General features: G+C 42.6%; 8 protein-coding genes. All 8 read right to left on the bottom strand.

All coding sequences use genetic code 11. The features are described 5' to 3' along the window. Positions 1-5: 5 nt before the first annotated feature. On the bottom strand, positions 6-932 hold the full coding sequence (locus KXD93_RS03055) for an SMP-30/gluconolactonase/LRE family protein (protein WP_258135388.1): 927 nt from the start codon (positions 930-932) through the stop codon (positions 6-8). Next, positions 925-2,739, bottom strand: a complete 1,815-nt coding sequence (locus KXD93_RS03050; protein WP_258135387.1) for a PQQ-dependent sugar dehydrogenase — start codon at positions 2,737-2,739, stop codon at positions 925-927. Before KXD93_RS03050 ends, KXD93_RS03055 begins: the two co-directional genes overlap by 8 nt. 611 nt (positions 2,740-3,350) lie before the next feature. Further along, positions 3,351-6,605 (bottom strand): GH92 family glycosyl hydrolase, encoded by a 3,255-nt coding sequence (locus KXD93_RS03045; protein WP_258135386.1) that lies wholly within the window; start codon positions 6,603-6,605, stop codon positions 3,351-3,353. 60 nt (positions 6,606-6,665) lie between these two features. Beyond that, complete coding sequence (locus tag KXD93_RS03040; RefSeq protein WP_258135385.1) at positions 6,666-7,793, bottom strand: acyltransferase family protein; 1,128 nt, start codon at positions 7,791-7,793, stop codon at positions 6,666-6,668. Between the two features lie 129 nt (positions 7,794-7,922). After that, positions 7,923-10,883 (bottom strand): beta-galactosidase, encoded by a 2,961-nt coding sequence (locus KXD93_RS03035; protein WP_258135384.1) that lies wholly within the window; start codon positions 10,881-10,883, stop codon positions 7,923-7,925. Between the two features lie 10 nt (positions 10,884-10,893). Beyond that, positions 10,894-13,092 (bottom strand): alpha-N-acetylglucosaminidase, encoded by a 2,199-nt coding sequence (locus KXD93_RS03030; protein WP_258135383.1) that lies wholly within the window; start codon positions 13,090-13,092, stop codon positions 10,894-10,896. 378 nt (positions 13,093-13,470) lie between these two features. After that, a complete protein-coding gene (locus KXD93_RS03025) occupies positions 13,471-14,946 on the bottom strand; it encodes a RagB/SusD family nutrient uptake outer membrane protein (protein WP_258135382.1) in 1,476 nt (491 codons plus the stop codon). 4 nt (positions 14,947-14,950) lie between these two features. Further along, the gene (locus tag KXD93_RS03020; RefSeq protein WP_258135381.1) at positions 14,951-18,319 is read right to left on the bottom strand and encodes a TonB-dependent receptor; all 3,369 of its coding nucleotides are present in this window, start codon (positions 18,317-18,319) and stop codon (positions 14,951-14,953) included. Between the last annotated feature and the right edge of the window lie 155 nt (positions 18,320-18,474).

Here is an 18,474-nt window from a genome sequence, read left to right as displayed (position 1 = left end):
TATTATTATTTCTGTTCTTTGGTCATCTTCCATTCACGTCCTGGTTCATCAACCCTAAAAGTCTCCAGGTTACCCTGGTCCTGCAGGGTAACGTACATTGTTTTACCATCGGTGCCCCCAAAAGCAACATTGGTTGGCCGTTTACCAATCAGTGTTATTTCTCTTATGATTTTTCCGTCGGGCGAAACTTTCGCTATCGTTCCCTTACCAAATCGTGCCTGGTAAATGTTGCCTTTTATATCGCATCTTAATCCGTCCATTCCAAAATCTGTAAACTCCGTCACAAGCCGTTTATGGCTTATTGTGCCTTTGGATGAAAGGTCATAAGCCCAAATTTTGCGCTTTTCATTTACATATAAAGTGTGATTGTCGGGGCTTACATCAATCCCGTTAACGGTTGCCATGGTGTCTAAAAGTGTCACTTTACCATCCGTGTCAATGCGCCAGATCTTACCTGTTCCAGCCTTCCAGTTTGGGTCGCTAGCATAAAGCCTGTCTTTATTATCAATGGCAATATCGTTTGGCTGGCTCATGCCATCCTCATGGGCAAAAACACGTTGCTGTTTGGTGGCCATATTAACCTTAATGATATTATGGCCGGTATAGTCCGCGATCAACATATTGCCATGACTGTCAAACCTGATCCCGTTACCAACACTTCCTTTAGGCAGTTCAATAAATATGCTGGCTTTTCCGTCAGGTGTCATTTTACCAATGGTGCCATCATGATCAAAGTTTACAGCATAAACGTTACCATCTTTATCAACGCCGGGCCCTTCTACCCCGGTAGTGAAGCTTTTAACGGGTGTAAACAGCGACGACTTAAATAGTGTGGTATCTGCGGATTGCGCATTTGAATTTATTGCAATAAACATTGCAGGCAGCAATAACCACCCGGATTTGAAGGCTGAATAAAAAATTGATTTAGTCATGTGTTTGTATTGGTGTTTTTTTCCTTACAGCACTAACTTGCGCCGGTGTCACAATTTCAGGAATATTAGCAAAATTCGATTTGATGTAGGTGAGTACTTCAGCTATCTGGTCATCAGTTAAAAAGCTGCCATGTGCAGGCATTACTTCGTTGTACGATTGGCCTTTTACCATTACAGGCCCCTTAAGGCCATTAAGCACCACGTTTATCAGCCTGTTTGTATTATAATTTACCCATTCTGACTGCGCCAGCGGAGGGAAGCGGTTTCCGTCGCCTTTGCCATCACTTTGATGGCATGCTATGCAATAGGTGGTGTATACTGCCGATGTCGACGGCATATTCTTAAACAGGTTGTCTTTGATCTCATCAGGTGTTTTGATATTAGATGCCGTCATCTTGCGTTTTTCCATCGCTGCCAGTTGATCTGTCCCGAAAGTTTTTTTATTGCCCCGGTACATAATACGCCAGATCTTTCCTTTTTCGGTATCGCTAACATACAACGAACCATCAGGCCCCTCGGCCAAACCCATCGGGCGGTATACCGCGTTACTTACATTTAAAATTGGATCAACGCCGGCAAAACCATCTGCAAATACCTCCCACGGGCCCGAAGGCTTGCCGTCTTTAAACGGAACAAATGCAATAATATAACCAGCCTGCGGATAAGGGGCACGATCGGTAGAACCATGAAAGGCAACAAAAGCGCCGTTTTTATAATGGGCCGGAAATTGCTTTCCTTTATAAAATAGCAAGTCATTGGGCGCAAAATGAGCAGGGAAGGCCAATATAGGCCTGGTTAGTTTTGCTCCATCACCTTCTTTAGTGCCATCGCCGCCAAATTCAGGATTAAGCAGTTTTTTGTCCTTGATCTGGTCGTAATAATAATAAGGCCAGCCGCCATCAAGACCTTCATTTACCTTAAAAAACTCTTCTGCAGGCTGCATTGCACTTTGCCATGGTGAATAAAGATCAGGCCACAGCATTCGGAGATCATCGCGGCCATGACTAACCGTATAAAGCGACTTGCTTTTCGGATCCCAATCCAAAGCGACCAGGCTTCTTAATCCTGTTGCAAATTTTACCCCGTCAGATTGATGCTGGTTGGTTTTATCGGCATCAAACATCCAGATGCCGCCATGGTCTATTAGCCATGGATTACCTTTATCGGGCGAAGCCGGGTCTCCAACACCTGGGGAGCCCGGTAAGCGATTTTTTTCCTGCCCGGCGTTTGAACCTGCGCCCCATCCCACAAAAATGTGCCCCTTATTATCAAAGGCTAGAGGCTTGGTCTGGTGCTCGTGATAAGGCGGCTTATCAATTACAATAGTATCCATCTTACTGTCCGGAACTAACTGTCCTTTTTTTAGCTTCATCCTGTAAACCATCAGCTCTGAGCTGAAATACAGGTAGCCGTTGTGGATACGCATAGCTGTGCCGTAAGTGTGGCCGTCATATTTGCCGAACGGAGTTATTACATCTGCCTTACCATCGCCATTGGTATCCCGCAGCGCAATATTACCGTAGCCTCCGTTTGCGCGATGGTTTCTTGCCTTTATATAAATATCTCCGTTTGAATTAACCGCTATATGCCTTGCCTGCCCCTTTAGGCTATCAACAACAACCAGAGCCTTAAAACCATCGGGTAAAAAAAGCCCACCATTATCTGCATCAGCATTCAACCGGGTATTATTCAGCGAAAAACCCATCAGGCCAAGCAATGCACCAGCAATAATAAACTTCGATGAATGCGAATGAAAGTAACGTAAAGCATTAGTCATAGCTTTCCGGGCGCTGTTTGTAAACTTCATTTAGATAAAAAATATATATAAACAATAATTGGTCTAACAGAAATTGAACTTTTTCTTAATACTGTGATCCTGTTAGATTAAAAAAATCTAACAACTTCATCTTTTTCAATAAATATTAAAAACAAAGCCAAGCAAAGTGCATGCTCGTACTGTTACGCTGACCGGTGTATGTCGGGTTTACCGGTGGCAGACATTATATTTGCTATTGGTTTCATTCGCGACTTTAATTAATATTTAAAATCTAAATACTAATAACTAAAGAAGCGATAATTTCAAATTGCAGCAGCAAGGTAATAGAAAATATTTGTTTTTTATAAAAAAAATACCCTACAACAACACTACATATGATTTTTGAAGCTAAATTTCTCCAATTTTTTTAATCTGTAAACAAATTATCCTATAAGGGATCATAAGAACCGTGACCGGACACCCGTGACGATGGATTTCAAAGCGTTTTATTGCCTGCGATTTCAAGTAGATGTTATTGAATTTTCACGAACTCCGCCTCACCGAATATAGTGGTTGTTAGGGTATACAATTTACTACATATGTAATTCAACTACTTCGCTTGCAAAAATCAGCTAAATCAGTAAATCACCTGAAATCATCGATCAAAAGTCCCCCTGCTCTGCAACAAAAATTGCGTGTATTTCTTCGGCTGTTAAGGGTGCCTTAAATACTTTCACCTTATCCATATAGCCATGATAAATCCTTTCTGATGGAAATTCTTCATTACGGCCTAACGTCCATTTGTTACTTACCGATAAGTTTGCCGTGATTTCCATCATAGTATGGCCGGCTAATACACCATCAATATATAAACTAAGTGTTTTTCCTGTACACACGCCAGCTATATGGTGCCAATTATTGTTCCAGCCGGCGGGCAAATTAACTGTGCAGTCTCCCCTGCCCCATCCTCCTGCAAAAAAAGTAAGTGTCTGATGATCGGTCACCTGTAAAACGTGGCTGTCGCCTTTGGTTATCAGATCCACCAGCCCCCGTTCCTTTCCTGTTGGATAGATCCATCCCATCATGGTGATGGTTTCGTCCATATTATCCAGGCTGGGAGCATTATTAACTTCAACGAAAGTATGCTCATCAAATCCTAGTCTTTCACTGGTTTTAGGCTTTTCAGCGATCATCAGGTGGCCGTCGTTTTGATATCCCGATTTGTCTTTTAGCAAATTATCCGTTGAATAATTTATTGGCGATAGATCGAGCAAAAGTGATTCAGTATTATCCTTATACACCTTGTAGCTTGCCATTTGATCATCTGCCGAAATCTTTTGAAATCCTTTTGATGCAGCCACGAACACATGTTTAATTTGCTTCTTTTCACCAGGTTCCAGTATCACCGTGTCGGTAAAGAGTAAGGTGTCGTTTTTTGTTACCGGGATGTTAAAACTCCATTTTATCCCACCGATATTTTGGATGGTATAAGTTAACTGTTGCTGCTCATTGATCTTTACCATGGATCGGGCAGACAGATCAGTAACTTTAAATAATCGGTTGGATGATCCTTCCGGTATCAGTACATTAACTACAATTGGCACCTGCCCTTCCAGCATGATCTCCGTTTTGCCTACCGGATAAAGGCGGCAAACCAACGAATCCTTTTTGACAGCACCCGAAGGCACCAGGCAGTTTTTGCTGACGTATGGTTTTCCGTTTACCAATAGGGTCACAATTTTAACTCCGGTGGCATCCGTATTGGCTATAAGGAAATGTACGGTAAGTGATTCATTCGGTACAACTGATTTTTTTGACACCGAATAATTCAGGATCTTAAACGCGGGGCTTTTCTTTGTTTCGGATAGTACTACCGGATCTTTATCGAGCGGCCAGTTACTTTCCCGGCTTCCCATGGTAAACGACATTTCTCCGCCATCAGTTAATTCGGAATGAGGGATGACCAGTTGTTTCCATGAACGGCCATTTACGGTTAATGACTGTACATAATTATTTGATAACGATGAATTCCCGCTGCGTATACTAAACGCCTTACCATTTGGCAGATGCAGTATTACTTTACTAAACAATGGTGCACCAATAGCATAAACCGGCCGGCCCGGACATACCGGATAAATACCCATAGCGCTAAAAACATACCAACTGGAGGTTGAGCCCAGATCGTCATTACCGGGTAAGCCACCGGGACTAGCAATAAAGCGGTTCAGCATAATTTGCCTCACCCATTTTTGCGTTAACGCCGGCTTGCTTGCCTGGTTAAAAAGGTAAGGTAAATGAAAAACTGTTTCGTTATCAAAAAGGATAACCTCATTTTCCAGCGCTGAGTCAAGTCTGTGCGCAAATTGTCGGTTGCCGCCTGTAAGGTTGATTAAATCCTTTGCATTTTGAGGAACAAAGTAAGAATACACCCACTTATCGCCCTCCTTATAGCCAGACATCCCTGGCTGCAGTTTAAATTCTTCATTATTTCTGGGCAATAGCAGCAATTCGTCATTGTTTAACAGATTGCGGTAGTTATTGCCCCGTTTTGCTAAAAGCTGGTATTCTTTATCATTACCAATAACATCTTTGGCAAATTGCGACAACGCCCAATCATCGTAAGCGTATTCTACTGTACGGGTAACGGATTCTGAACGGGTAAATGGGATATAACCTATTTGATTATAAACCTCCATATCCGTCTGGATGAATGGCGGTTCCAAAATACTCTTCTTCATAGCTTTATATGCCAACTCTTTATCAAAGCCTGTAATCCCCTTAAGGTAACTGTCCACAATAATAGGAATGGTGTGGTTACCCGTCATTGATTCGATTGGCAGGTGACCGGTTTGAGTATAGATATCAAGCATGGATAAAATCACATCTTTTTGCTTATCGGGGTAAAGCAGGGTAAGCAAAGGATGCAGGGAGCGGAAGGTATCCCATGGAGAAAAAGCTCCATATTCATTTCCCCCGCTTTTCTGATGCACCTTTGCATCGGCCCCGATGTACTGACCATCGGCATCATCAACTACCCATGGAATTAACAGGGAATGATAAAGCGCTGTGTAAAAAACAGTTTTGTTTCGCTCGTTGCCATCTGTTACATCAATAACGGCTAATTTCTTAAGCCAGTCGTCACTTGTATGTTTACGGATCTGTTCAAATGACAATGCGCCGATTTCTTTATCGATGTTGTTTTGGGCGCTTGCATACCCAACCGGCGATGCGCTCAATTTAAGTTCGATAACTTTTTCACCTTTTGTGGCCGATGCAAAAGTGAAGATCCAACCGTCATTAACCTGCCTTTTATCTATGTAAGCCTCAGTAAAATTGATAACTGTGTTGCCGTTTGAAGCCTGCAATACTTTTGGGGATACTGTTTTGATCTCCTTTGCATCGCCAATAAAGATATCAGGCTTTGAGCCCGCGGCAAATGTAAAACGGAATAACCCTGTCCTTGCCGTTGTTGTTGCTTCGGCAATAGTATGGTCATCATCAAAAATTACTTTATAATACCCGGGATTCGCGGTTTCGTGTGTATGTGAAAATTTCCGGCTGTACGTGTGAGCATCAAACCCTATGTTCGTTTTAACCGGCATCACATAAAAATGCCCGGATGAGCCCTCGGGAAAGCCACTCATGTGCCTGTAACAACTGAAATAACAAATGGCGCTATCTTCGTAATCATAGCCTTTTGCAAACCGTGTTTCCGGACTTAACTGTATAAACCCGGATGGCGCAACTGCCCCGGGATAAGTACCGCCCTCGCTGCCCCATTTGGTTATAACGCTGCTTTTGGCCGTACCGATAAACGGATTTACATATTGCAGATGGTTTGCGTGTTGCGCCGAAACGCTGCCGTAAGAAAACAACGCTAAAACAGTGGCAAAGGCAAACTTAAAACGAGTTTTCAAATCAAATTCATTAATAAATTACCAAAAAACCTTTAGTATTAAATTCGTCGTTGGATTTAATTATATTTTAATATAGATCTTTCTTTTATCCATCAGGAAGCCAACAAACCAGCAAAGCAGCATATAGCATATTGCAAAAACAAGTGTGCCAAATGCGCCGGGGAATATTTGCTGATAAAATACATTATTGATCCAGTCATAAAAGCTCAGGTTCGGCCTTACCCAGATTAGCTGAAGGCAGGTTAACAACAATTCCGACAGCAGATAAATGGCCAATGAATTACGGCCAAATACCAGGAAGAAGTTTGTCCCCCATTTTATATTTTTTAATTCGATTGCATATACCAGCATCCCTAATAATGCCAGGTCGATGCCCACGGTAAGCAATACGAACGAGCTTGTCCACAGCTTTTTTGCAATAGGGAAAAACTGCGCCCAAAACAAAGCGCCACAAATAAGCAACACACCAAATATCAATAATTTAGCAACCGACTCGTAATTCCTTCCCTTCCGCTGGATGTATGCACCGGCCAGGTATCCGCCTATAACATTTACTATCCCTGTTAGGGTACTTAACAAACCTTCCGGGTCAAAGGCTATCGGGCCTCCTTTATCATGGTACAAATGGTCGTTCCCTAAAATTAAAATATCCAGTCGCGTGCCGGCATTACCCAGCATGGTGTATTCTTTCCCGGCCTCTCCAAACAGTAGTAAAAACATCCAGTAACCCATTAAAAGGCAAACCGAAATAATAATAGCTGCTTTTTTTGAGCAATAATGAACAATTAATGCTCCGAAAAAATAGCAAAGCGCAATCCGCTGCAATACCCCCATAATCCTTGTATGACTAAGCGGGTTAAATACCCATGTTTCATTTTCGCGGTGAAAAAACGGGAACCAATACATCAGGTATCCCAGTAAAAAAATTATAACCGTGCGCTTAAAGATCTTACCCAAAAACTCACCATTACTTTGGAACTTGTTTTTTGAAAAACTTAATGCATTACCCACGGCAAAAAGAAAGGACGGAAAAACCAAATCTGTAGGTGTAAAACCAAACCAGAAAGCATGATCAAGCGGCACCCACTGAACAGCGCCCGAACCCGGGGCGTTTACAATGATCATGAAACAAATGGTCATCCCCCTGAAAATATCAAGGGTTATAAATCTGTTGTTGGATAATGCCATAGCACTTAAATTCTAATTTTTTAATTAATGTTACCTGCTTGTAAGTCAAGAGTCTTTAGTCGGAAGTCCTAAGTCGAGTTCTTGCCTTTTCTGACTTGGAACTCAAGACTTTCGACTCAAGACTATTCGTCAATTTTTTAGTGACGTGACTAGTTTATAAGTTACCCTGCCGGCAGCCTGTTCCGACAGGATGCGCACATTATCCGGCCGTTTACCATCCTCATCATAAATTACCAGCTTATTGATACCCGGCTTTAGCCAGCATTCGGGAATGTACATACCTATATCGTTACCTATTTTTTCGGGGTAGCGGCCCAGGTTATGTCCGTTAACCCATACGGAACCATAGCTGAGCCCGTTGGTGTGTACCCGCCAGATGAGGTGTTGCCCCTTAATTACCGGCACAGTAAATTGTGAGCGATAAAATTGCGGCCCGCCAAGCGAACTATTTTTGACAAGTTTAGCCCATACAATAGTTTCATCGGGGTTATCGGGTCCGCCGCGCATTTTCCACCCTGTTAGTATAGTGCCATCGCCAATACTGTTTATTTTTACCGGCTGATCAATCCCGCCTTCGTTGGAGTAATTTTCTATAAACACCGACAGTGTCATTGGCTTTTTAAGGATGGTCGGATCATTAACCTCAACGCTAAACGGCGTGTTCCATCCTTCGTGATGACTAAGCTGTTCGCCATTAATAAATACAGTAGCATTTTCGTCAACACTCCTGAAATTCAATATTAGTTTTGTAAGATCTTCTCTCTGTGCAGGGATAATAGTTTGAAACCAGCCGAAACCTTCCTTCTGGCCAAAGGCGTCAGCGCCGATGGTATATTTTTTCCATTGAGCTGTATCAAAAACCGGCGGCCCTTGTTTTACATCGTCAACCTTTGCTGCTTTTATAAAATACCAATTAGTCAGGGTGCTGATAAACGGTCCGCCATTTTTCAGCACTGCATTGCCTGATAAGCCCTTTTTATCTACATCATCAATAGGCCCCAGGTAGGCTGCAAGCTTGTCGCGACCATCATGGGCAGTAAAAATGGCAAGGGTGTGTTCACCTTTTTTTACATTAAGGGATACTTCACCATCGCGGATTTTCCATTTAGCGGCGCGTTTTCCGTCTATAAAAGCAGTTGCGTTATCGCCGCCATCAACCTGCATGGTGTATTTTCCGGTTTCAGGTATGCTAAGCTTTGTGCGGTACCAGGCATAAGGCGATAAATCACCATCTGCTCCCATTTGTAACGGCGATTTACTTTTAAACCATTTTTTATCCTCATAACCGGATGCGGCTGCAACAGCGGCATTTTTAATTTCCCATGGTGATAATTTTATGGCTGCTTTAGCGCTTAACGTTTTTTGATTCTCATTCAGCAGCAATGTGGAACCTTTCTCAAAGTAGACCCTGGCAGGGCCCTCTTTTTTTGATGTTAAAGGATACTCAGCATCAGCGAGGATCTTTCCATTCTTAAACTCAACTTTTCCTAAATAGGATGCGCCGCTGATGATCAGATCTGATGAAGGTGTTTCCGTCACCCATGTTTTATCCATGGCTGATCTGTTCATGGCCAATACCCGGATGTTTTGTTTGCCTGTTGTAAAGGAATATTCAGCAAGTACTCCGCTCCCATTCATTGTGCCGTTAACATCAACCTTGTTGCCGGCTATTTTAATATTTGTGGCGTTTTGCGCAATAACAGCTTTACCAGCCACCAAAAAAAGTAAAGAAACGGGTTCATCCTGTTCTGCTTCAACCAAAATTGTGGTAGTATTTCCTTGCTTAACAATGCCATAAATTCTTGTAAATGCCCAATCAATGGTTACATCTTTATTAATATAAAAGTTATGCACGAGCGGATAAATTTCACCGGGACCAATGCTGATCCTGATGTTTGAATTGATCTCGTTTATCTTAAGATTTGCTTTTAGAGTAGTAGCCCCAGGGTTATCCAAAAAAACAAGATCTCCAGCTTTGCCTGAACGTGCGGTTACTTTTAGGGTCGGATCAGCCGTAATATTTTTAAATGAAGCGGTTGCGTCCGTACTGTTTTCAAGGATCTCCTCAAAGCTGCGCGAAAACCAGGCTGCACGCTTAAAAGTATAATAAAGCGGCCGAAGATCACCGGCCTGGCCAACCGCGGCGCCATAATCATATGATGCTGCATCTTCATCGTTATTGGTGTAGCCAAAGTTCGATCCGCCATGCGCCATATAGTAATTGTAGCCGTTACCGCCATGCGCTATTATCTTCCAGGTGCGCCGGTCGTATACCCCTGCATCAGTTGGTTTTGCGCCATATTGAGAATACCATACACTCCAAAATTCGGTTGAAAACCAGGGATTAAGCCGGCTAGGGTCATCCAGTGCACCATCTCCGGCTGGGTCGCTTGAATGGTGCAGGCCGCTAAAAAAGTAAGGAACCTGCAGCCCTAAGCTCAATGCCTTGCTTTGCAAACGCTTAAAGTAGTTATCAGGCATAATGGTGCCCCATCCGTTCGGATGTTCGTTTTCTAACTGCACCATTATTACCGGGCCGCCCTTATTAATTTGGTTATTGAATACTATTGGCAGCAGCTTATCAAAAAAACGATCTGCATATTGCTCAAATGTCGCGTTGTCCTCCCGTACCCTGAGTCCTTTTTTAAACTTGAGCCATATGGGGTAACCACCATTATCCCATTCGGCGCAATAATAAGGACCAACTCTTACAATGGCGTACATGCCCAATTTTTTCACCTGTACTAAAAATGCACCCAGGTCATGATCGCCGCTGAAATCAAATTTTCCTTCCTGCGGCTCGTGGAAATTCCACATCGTGTAGATCTCTGCACAATTAAAACCTGCCCGTTTTAAACGCAAAAGCCTGTCGTACCAAAGCTGATGCGGAACACGGGCATATTCCAAACCGGCAGAAACCAGGAAAGTACGTTTACCATTAACCAAAAATCCTTTGCTGTCAAAGTCAATATAAGGTTTGGCGGTTGGCGATGCCGGGAAAATATGATCATTAGCCGATTGACTATATACAGCCACATTGCAAGCCAATAAAACCAGTACCGTCAAAAACAAGCGGAGCCTCTTGATCATCTGTTCCGGATTAATAAGATTGTTGTTGTATAACGGTGTTATATTTTGCAAACATTAGCTTAGCCTGCTCAATGGCATTGCCTCGAATAACATCCGGGTAGGCATTATCATGTTTATTTACCCATTGCCATTCCCAGTCTTTTACCTGTTTGTCAAATACTTTATCATCAAAGGGTGTATTGGAGGCCATTGCTTTATCAAGCTGTGAAAAATACAGTTCCCAGCGTGGTTTATAATAGCCTTTTATCAGCCCGGCCCATTGCCGGTTGGAATATTCCCGCAGTCCGCTTTCTTTATCGCCCCACAAAGTCACCAAATCCCTTGCATTAAATTCGTAAAGATTTTTCTCTGCGTCAGTAATGCCATTTGCCCGGGCTTCGTTGATCCATTTACCCAATAAAAAGTCTTTGCGGGTACTCAGCAAATCATCTATATCATCCATCAGCTGTGAAAATGCGGCGCTGTACTTTTTAAAGCCTTCTTTATCGCCGCTTTTGTAAGCGGCAGCCATTTTTTGCTGTAATGGTGTGGCATAATTGGCGAGCACCTGCCGGGTTACGTCAACCAGATCATACTGAAAACCGTCGCTTTGTTTCAGGCTGTCAGCAGCAGTTATCAGGAAGCCCCAGGCTTTTATTAGTTCTTTAGGGTCGTAGTTTAGTTTGGTTAATACCCTGTCAATAGTGGGCAGCATTGTTGGTCTCGCCACAATGATTGATTCGGGGCCGCCCTCTGTAAGGCCGCCGCTATACACGGTATTTAATAAAATATGCCAGGCCTCATTCGCGCGGGAGTCCTTTTGACCATAGCGCCTGCGGGCATAATCTTTTACCCATTCATCCGCATCAATGGGCGTATTTCTCCAAACATTTTCCAGCATTAATTCAAACAATGCCGGGTTTTGTTCTATCCCTTCAGGTGCAAGGCCAATTCCCATCATGTTTTTTGATTCCGGGTCGTGAAGTGCAATAGCTGGGTCAGCAGCCACATGGCGCATCCGCCCAAACAAGCTGATGTTACCCCCAAAGTTTTGCAGCATGTTCCAGATCCACGGCTTGCCATAATAAGCATCGGTACGGTTCCAAACAGGATGAGCATCACTGTACAGATCAAGAATAATCATTTGATCGTTAGGGATGGCATTCAGCAAAGCCTTGATCTGCTGGGGTTGCCAGAACTTATTATTGTAGTGAAACATCCAGCCCTGCATAACCCAAACAGCCTTAGGGTCAGCTACGGTCATTGACCTGAACACTTTTTTACTCATCCCATCCAGGTAGGTTGAGTCATTGGTGGGTGGTACATTTTCATTAAACGTATCGGCAGAATAAAGGTGATCACTTCCAAATTCTTTTGTTTGCGCTTCGATATACTTCTTGCCAATAGTTTCAAACATTTCATCATCCGGATCAAGAATATATACATCGGGAAAACCCGCGTCCCAGTTGGTCTTTTTAACTTTTGCCTTCGGAAACCTGTCTTTAAAAGATAGGGGCACGTGCCCTGTAAATGAGGACAGTACGGGTTTCATCCCGAATGATCGCTCACGCTCCAGGATCTTTTTCTGCAATGCTTTATGGCTATCCATCCAGTGCAGCGGTAAAGGACCACCCCATGCGTCAATATTCCCCATCCAAAACCAGGAGAAATATGCAGGTCCGCTAAAAAATGCAGCCAGTTCCTTGTCGGTAAAGCCCATACTTTTATATACATCTTGCCAAACAGCTTCTTCGCCTGTAATGGCAAGTGGTGTATTGATTCCATTCAAGGCCATCCAGTCAATCTCTTTCTGCCAGCGCTCCCAGTTCCACCAGGCCATTGAATAATTAAACGTGCAATAGTTGAGGTAATAACGGTATTGGTATGGGGTTGATTTGTGTACCTTACTTAAAACCACAGGCAAACTTGCCGGCAGTTTTAAATTGGTGCCATTCCACCCGATATCGCAAAAGCAGTAATTTTTAAGATAATAGTTTAAAGCTGCCGCCACAGATAAGCCATTGCTGCCCCGTAAAACTATTTTACCATCGCGGCTGTCAAGTTCAAATGCATCCTTGCCGTTATCCTGGCTTATGGCTTCTACAATGAAAGATGCCGACCTGCCAGGAATAACCCGTTCAATAAAATCATGGGAACCTTTCTGATCAACCTGGGCATAAGCGTTTAAACCAAATACACTAATAATAAAAATTAACAAGCAATTTCTCATCTATATCTAATCCTTTAATTAAGAACTTTAATGGCAAATAAAAGCCGGTAGTCAGCATAATCCTATTAATAAATGTGGGAGTTCGACATAAGCAAACGGTCACCTCAGCCTAAATCCTTCCCTCCGCGTGTAGCCATAGTTTTAGATGAGGCGAAGCGCAAGTTTGTGTATCCACGCTGACAAGCGTTCCATTTTTATAAGTGGAACACCCGGAATAAAGTGAAACACACTGATTATCAAATATTTAGCTATTTATCAAGAGTTGCTTAGCTATAAGTATCTTATAATCAGAATGTTCCACCAATTTTTATATCAAACTCACGTATTTATTAATAGTGTAATGTGGGCCACCGGCAATTTAAATTAAATCATTGTTTTTTAAAAGTTCGGATTTTGCACCAAAACTCCCTTACTTTTATCAATTTCTACCTGTGGTAGTGGGAAATAATAATTTTTAGGGCGGATAAATGTAACCGTTTTTGACTGATCAATAGGCGCCTTTGAAACCGCCAGGTTGTATATTGCTGCAATATCAACAATTTTAGCTTTATCCCAGCGCATCAGGTCCTGGTGGCGTTCGCCTTCTCCGGCCAGCTCCACACGGCGTTCATGAATCAATTGTGTCATACCGGCACCAGAAACGGGCGGCAATAAAGGTGATGCCCGGTGCCTTATTTGGTTGATTAGCGCGTCACCTGCGCCGGCACCCTGTGTACGGATCAGGGCCTCTGCTACTAAAAGGTAAATATCAGCCGACCGCATTAACGGAACGGCAAAGGTATGATCAACACCACCACCATCTGCCGCTGAATTAAATACAGCATACTTTTTAAAGGCAAAGCCGGTTGCCGACAGATCGGCAGTAAATGTGGTTAGTCCGTTACCATCACCTAAATCAACCTTATCGCCAACACTTAATAAGGTTGCAGCTTTACGCGGATCATTCGCCTCAAATTCATTTGCCAAGCCTTGTAAAGGCTGGCTAAAACCATACCCACCCCATGGCCTTGGAATGTAATAAACCGTAAAATCGTTTTGAACAACGTTTTGCACTGCCTGGATAGAGAATAACAGCTCGGTGCTGTTCTCATTGGCACGGGTAAAGTTATCAGCGTAATTAGCAGCCAGTGCATAGTGCGAATTTGAGATTACCTTTTGGCCCGCAGCTATTGCCTCGGGGAATTTTTCCCAGTACATGTAAAGCTTGGTCAAAAACCCAAGTGCCGTTCCTTTGCTTACGCGGCCACGGTCTGCGGCGCTATAGCTTTCAGGTAACAGGTCAACCGCTTTCAGCAGGTCGCTTTCAATTTGTTTCCGGACATCTTCAATCGGCGATTTAGGCACGTTAAATAATTGTTTAGCATAATCTTCATCGGTAATGATTGGCGCATCGCCATGAATGATCATCATGCGCCAGTAACCAAAGGCTCTTAGAAAATAGGCCTCGCCCATGCTGCGATTTTTAACATCCACAGAAATAGCAGTGATCTTAGGGATGTTGATGATACAATTGGTAGAACGGTTGATCTCTTCGTACCTCCATTTATAAGGGTACCTGATAGCCGCGTTTGATGCATCATAAGTTAAATTTTCAATACCCTCATCTTCACCATGATCACCAGACCGCCAATAATCGTCAGAAGGAGTATCGAAGGTTGCTTCGGCGTGGCCTATGTAATCTTCTTCCTCTAAAAGGCTGTATATTCCGTTAACGGCATTAACCGCGTCAACTTCGTTCCTGAAATAATTATCAGAAGTATAAACCCCCTGCTGCTTTAAATTGAGTGCTTTTTTACAGCTGCTGTTAAATAAGGCCAGCGCTAATGCTATATATAATATTTTGTTCGATTTCATGATTTTATAGTTTAACTGTTAAACCGAATGTAATTGTCCTTACTGATGGATATTGGGCCACATCAACCCCCCTTTGCTTATTGCCATCTGTATAACCCAATTCCGGCGTATAGCCCTTGTATTTGGTTATGATAAAGACATTCTGACCAGAGGCATACAGCCTTACACTTTTTAGTGCCGCTTTTTTAGACCATGTTAGCGGCAAAGTATAGCCTAAAGTGGCATTTTTAAGGCTGAAATAGTTACCACTTTCCACAAACAGATCGGAAGTGCGGTAGTTGTCATTCGCGCGGTCAAGCGACATTCTTGGAATAGTGTTGCTTGTGCCAGCACCTGTCCAGCGGCCCAAATCTTCGGCATACAGGTTAAATGGGTAAGTCGGGTCGATACCCTGCATCCTGTCGGCATTATATAAGCTTACACCAAATACACCTGTAAAGTTTGCAGACAAATCAAAGCCTTTATATGACAAACTACCTTGTATACCTGCAGTAACGTTTGGATTAGGGTTACCCAGGTTGGTACGGTCGTTATCATCAATTAAACCATCACCATTTATATCAAGGAAACGAACATCGCCCGGCTTAATGCTCTCCTTCCTTGAATCGTTCTTAAGGGCCGGATCGTTGTCAATTTCGGCCTGGGTTTGGTATAAACCACTGGTTTTGAATCCGTAAAAAGAAGCTATCGGCTGCCCTTCATAAGTTCTCGAAATATCCTGACTTGAGCGTCCGTAAACAACCGAACCAATATATGCGCCCGCGCCGTAAAGTTTGGTCACTTTATTTTTGATGAATGAGGCATTTGCACCAATTGTATACTTTACTTTGTCGCCACCCTGGTAGTTTACCTCCACTTCAATACCGTGATTATTCATGTTGGCTATATTTTTATCAGGAATTGTTACACTCCCCACAGTAGATACTTCTGATGAAGGAACAAGCATCTTTTTAGTATCCTTATTAAAATAGGTCAAAGTTGTGTTTAACTTGTTATTTAGGAAACCCGCATCAAGACTTATATTAGTCATTGCAGTGCGCTCCCAGGTTATATCAGGATTGGCAATGCTGCTTACCGCGGCGCCGCTTACACCAGCGCCACCAAAAGCATAACCATTGTTTTCATAAGTACTGCCAATCTTAATTAAGCTTAGGAATTGATATGGATTGACATTTTGATTCCCGAGTTCACCGTAGCCTCCTGTTAATTTAAGATTGTTTATCCAGGTTATATTTTTAATAAATTGCTCGTTCGAAAGCCTCCAGCCTATTGAAAAGGCCGGGAAATAACCCCATTGTTTACCAGGGGGGAATTTTGAAGATCCATCTGCACGGAAAGTTACAGTAGCCAAAAATCTGCCATCATAATCATAGAACAGCCTGGCGAAACCCGACTGAAGAGATGTTGGTTGCGGTATTATATTTGAGTTTTGCTGGATGGTACCCTGATTAAGTACCCTTTGATCAGGATCTGTATCATCATAGCCAATCCTTTTCGCGGTAAAGCCGTAATCTTTAAAATTCTGATAAGAATAACCGCCTGTAAAGGTCACGTGGCTTTTGCCAAATACCTTATCATAAGTAAGAAAAGACTCCAGCAGTTGTGACGATATTTCCTCTTCACTTTGTGTTAAGGTAGATGTTGTATTTTGTCTGGCCTGGTTAACGTCGGCAACATTAAAGTTATAATTACGTATTAACGAGCCGTCAAACGCGTAGTTAACGCGCAGTTTCAGTTCTTTTAAAAATGAAATCTCCGCAAAGGCATTAGCAAGCGCCCTATACTTTTTAGTGTATTTATCAGTTTCCTGTATAGTAGCATAAGGGCTGTTAATATCGCCTAACTGATTACCAAAGGCTTTTGATGTACCAAAAGTACCATCAGGGTTTACCAACGGTATAGCCGGGTTAAAACGGAGTGCCGAAAATATAAGCCCTGCCTGAGAATCGTTATTGTTAAAGCCATTCTGATTACCATAAGTTAATTGAATGTTTTCGCCCAGTTTTAACCACGAGGTTATTTTATGCTCCGAATTAACCCTGGTGCTGTAACGCTTAAAATTAGTTTTGTCGATGATACCATCCTCGTTATAAATCGACTGTGAAAAATAATAGTTGGATGCATCATTTCCACCCTGTATGGTAATGTCGCCATTGGTTACATGGCCTGTACCCATAATAGCGCGCTGCCAGTCTGTTCTTTGGGTGGCATAATAAGTATTAGTCCATGGTGCATCAATAGCTGCGCCATCGTTGGTATAGCGCTCCCTTTTCAGTTTGTACAGATCGGGCGCGGTAAGCAGATCGATATATTTTGTTGAGTTAGATAAACCACTGTAAAAATTAACCGATGTTGAAAGTTTTTGATTATAAGTACCTTTTTTAGTAGTTACCAAAACCACCCCATTAGCAGCCCGGGTACCGTAAATAGCACCAGAAGAGGCATCCTTTAAAATGTCGATTGATGCGATATCGTTGGGGTTGATATCGCTTAAAGCATCCGGATTGGTGGTAGGTACTCCATCAATTACAATAAGCGGGTTAGCATCATTAATAGTACCAGTGCCACGGATGCGGATACTTGGCGCAGCTCCCGGCGAACCATCGTTCCGTACAATGCTTACACCGCTTGCACGACCATCCAAAGCCTGGGCGGCAGATGCTACCGGCAGGTTTTGAATATCAGCGCCTTTAACACTGGCTACAGAACCGGTTACATCAACTTTTTTACTTGTTCCGTAACCCACAATTACAACCTCACTGAGTGACGAAGGTAAAGCGGTCATGGTAATGGCTAAGCTTGCTTTGCCATTAATTTGAACAATTTTCTTCTCGTAACCGATGTAGGTTAGCTCCAAAACACCATTTTCAGGCGCCGCAATTGAAAACTCACCGTTTACATCAGTAGTTACCCCTAAATTGGTACCCTGCAGCTTTACACTTACACCAATAAGCGCTTCGCCGTTTTTGTCAACAACCTTTCCTTTTACGGTAATCTGGGCGTTAATATCCTCCTGGTTATATATAATAACCACATGGTCATCTGCTATTTTATATGGAAGCTTGTTCTCCATAATAGCATCTAAAATTTGATTGATGGTAGCGTCTTTTACCTGCAAATTTACCTTGCCCAGTTTTTTGATGCTGGCGTAATTGTAAAAGAAACGGTAATCGCTTTGTTTCTGAATTTTGGTAAGTATGTTACTTACTTCGCTTTGCTTAATGTCGAGCGAGAATTTTTGCTGGGAGTAAACACTTGCTGAAACTTGCAGGCAGGTAACCAGTGTTATTAAAAATGCTGCTTTCATTAGCAAAATGAATTTAAAGCATGGTTGTGCATATATAAACGCAAATGCCTTTATTAGTTTTTTCATTACATTTGTTATTGAAAATTAAGGAATGGAGTAAGCTGTCTGAAAACTTTTACTCCTGTTATTTATGTCCCGATTTTTTAAGGGGAAGAGTACCACCTCTTCCCTTGTTTATTCAGCACTTCAGGAATCTGATAAGTAAGTTTTTTTCATAATAA

Origin of the sequence: Mucilaginibacter phenanthrenivorans (assembly GCF_024721155.1) — a bacterium.
Lineage (GTDB): Bacteria > Bacteroidota > Bacteroidia > Sphingobacteriales > Sphingobacteriaceae > Mucilaginibacter > Mucilaginibacter phenanthrenivorans.
Note: the sequence above shows the minus strand (reverse complement) of the source record. Positions and strands in the feature narration are given on the sequence as shown.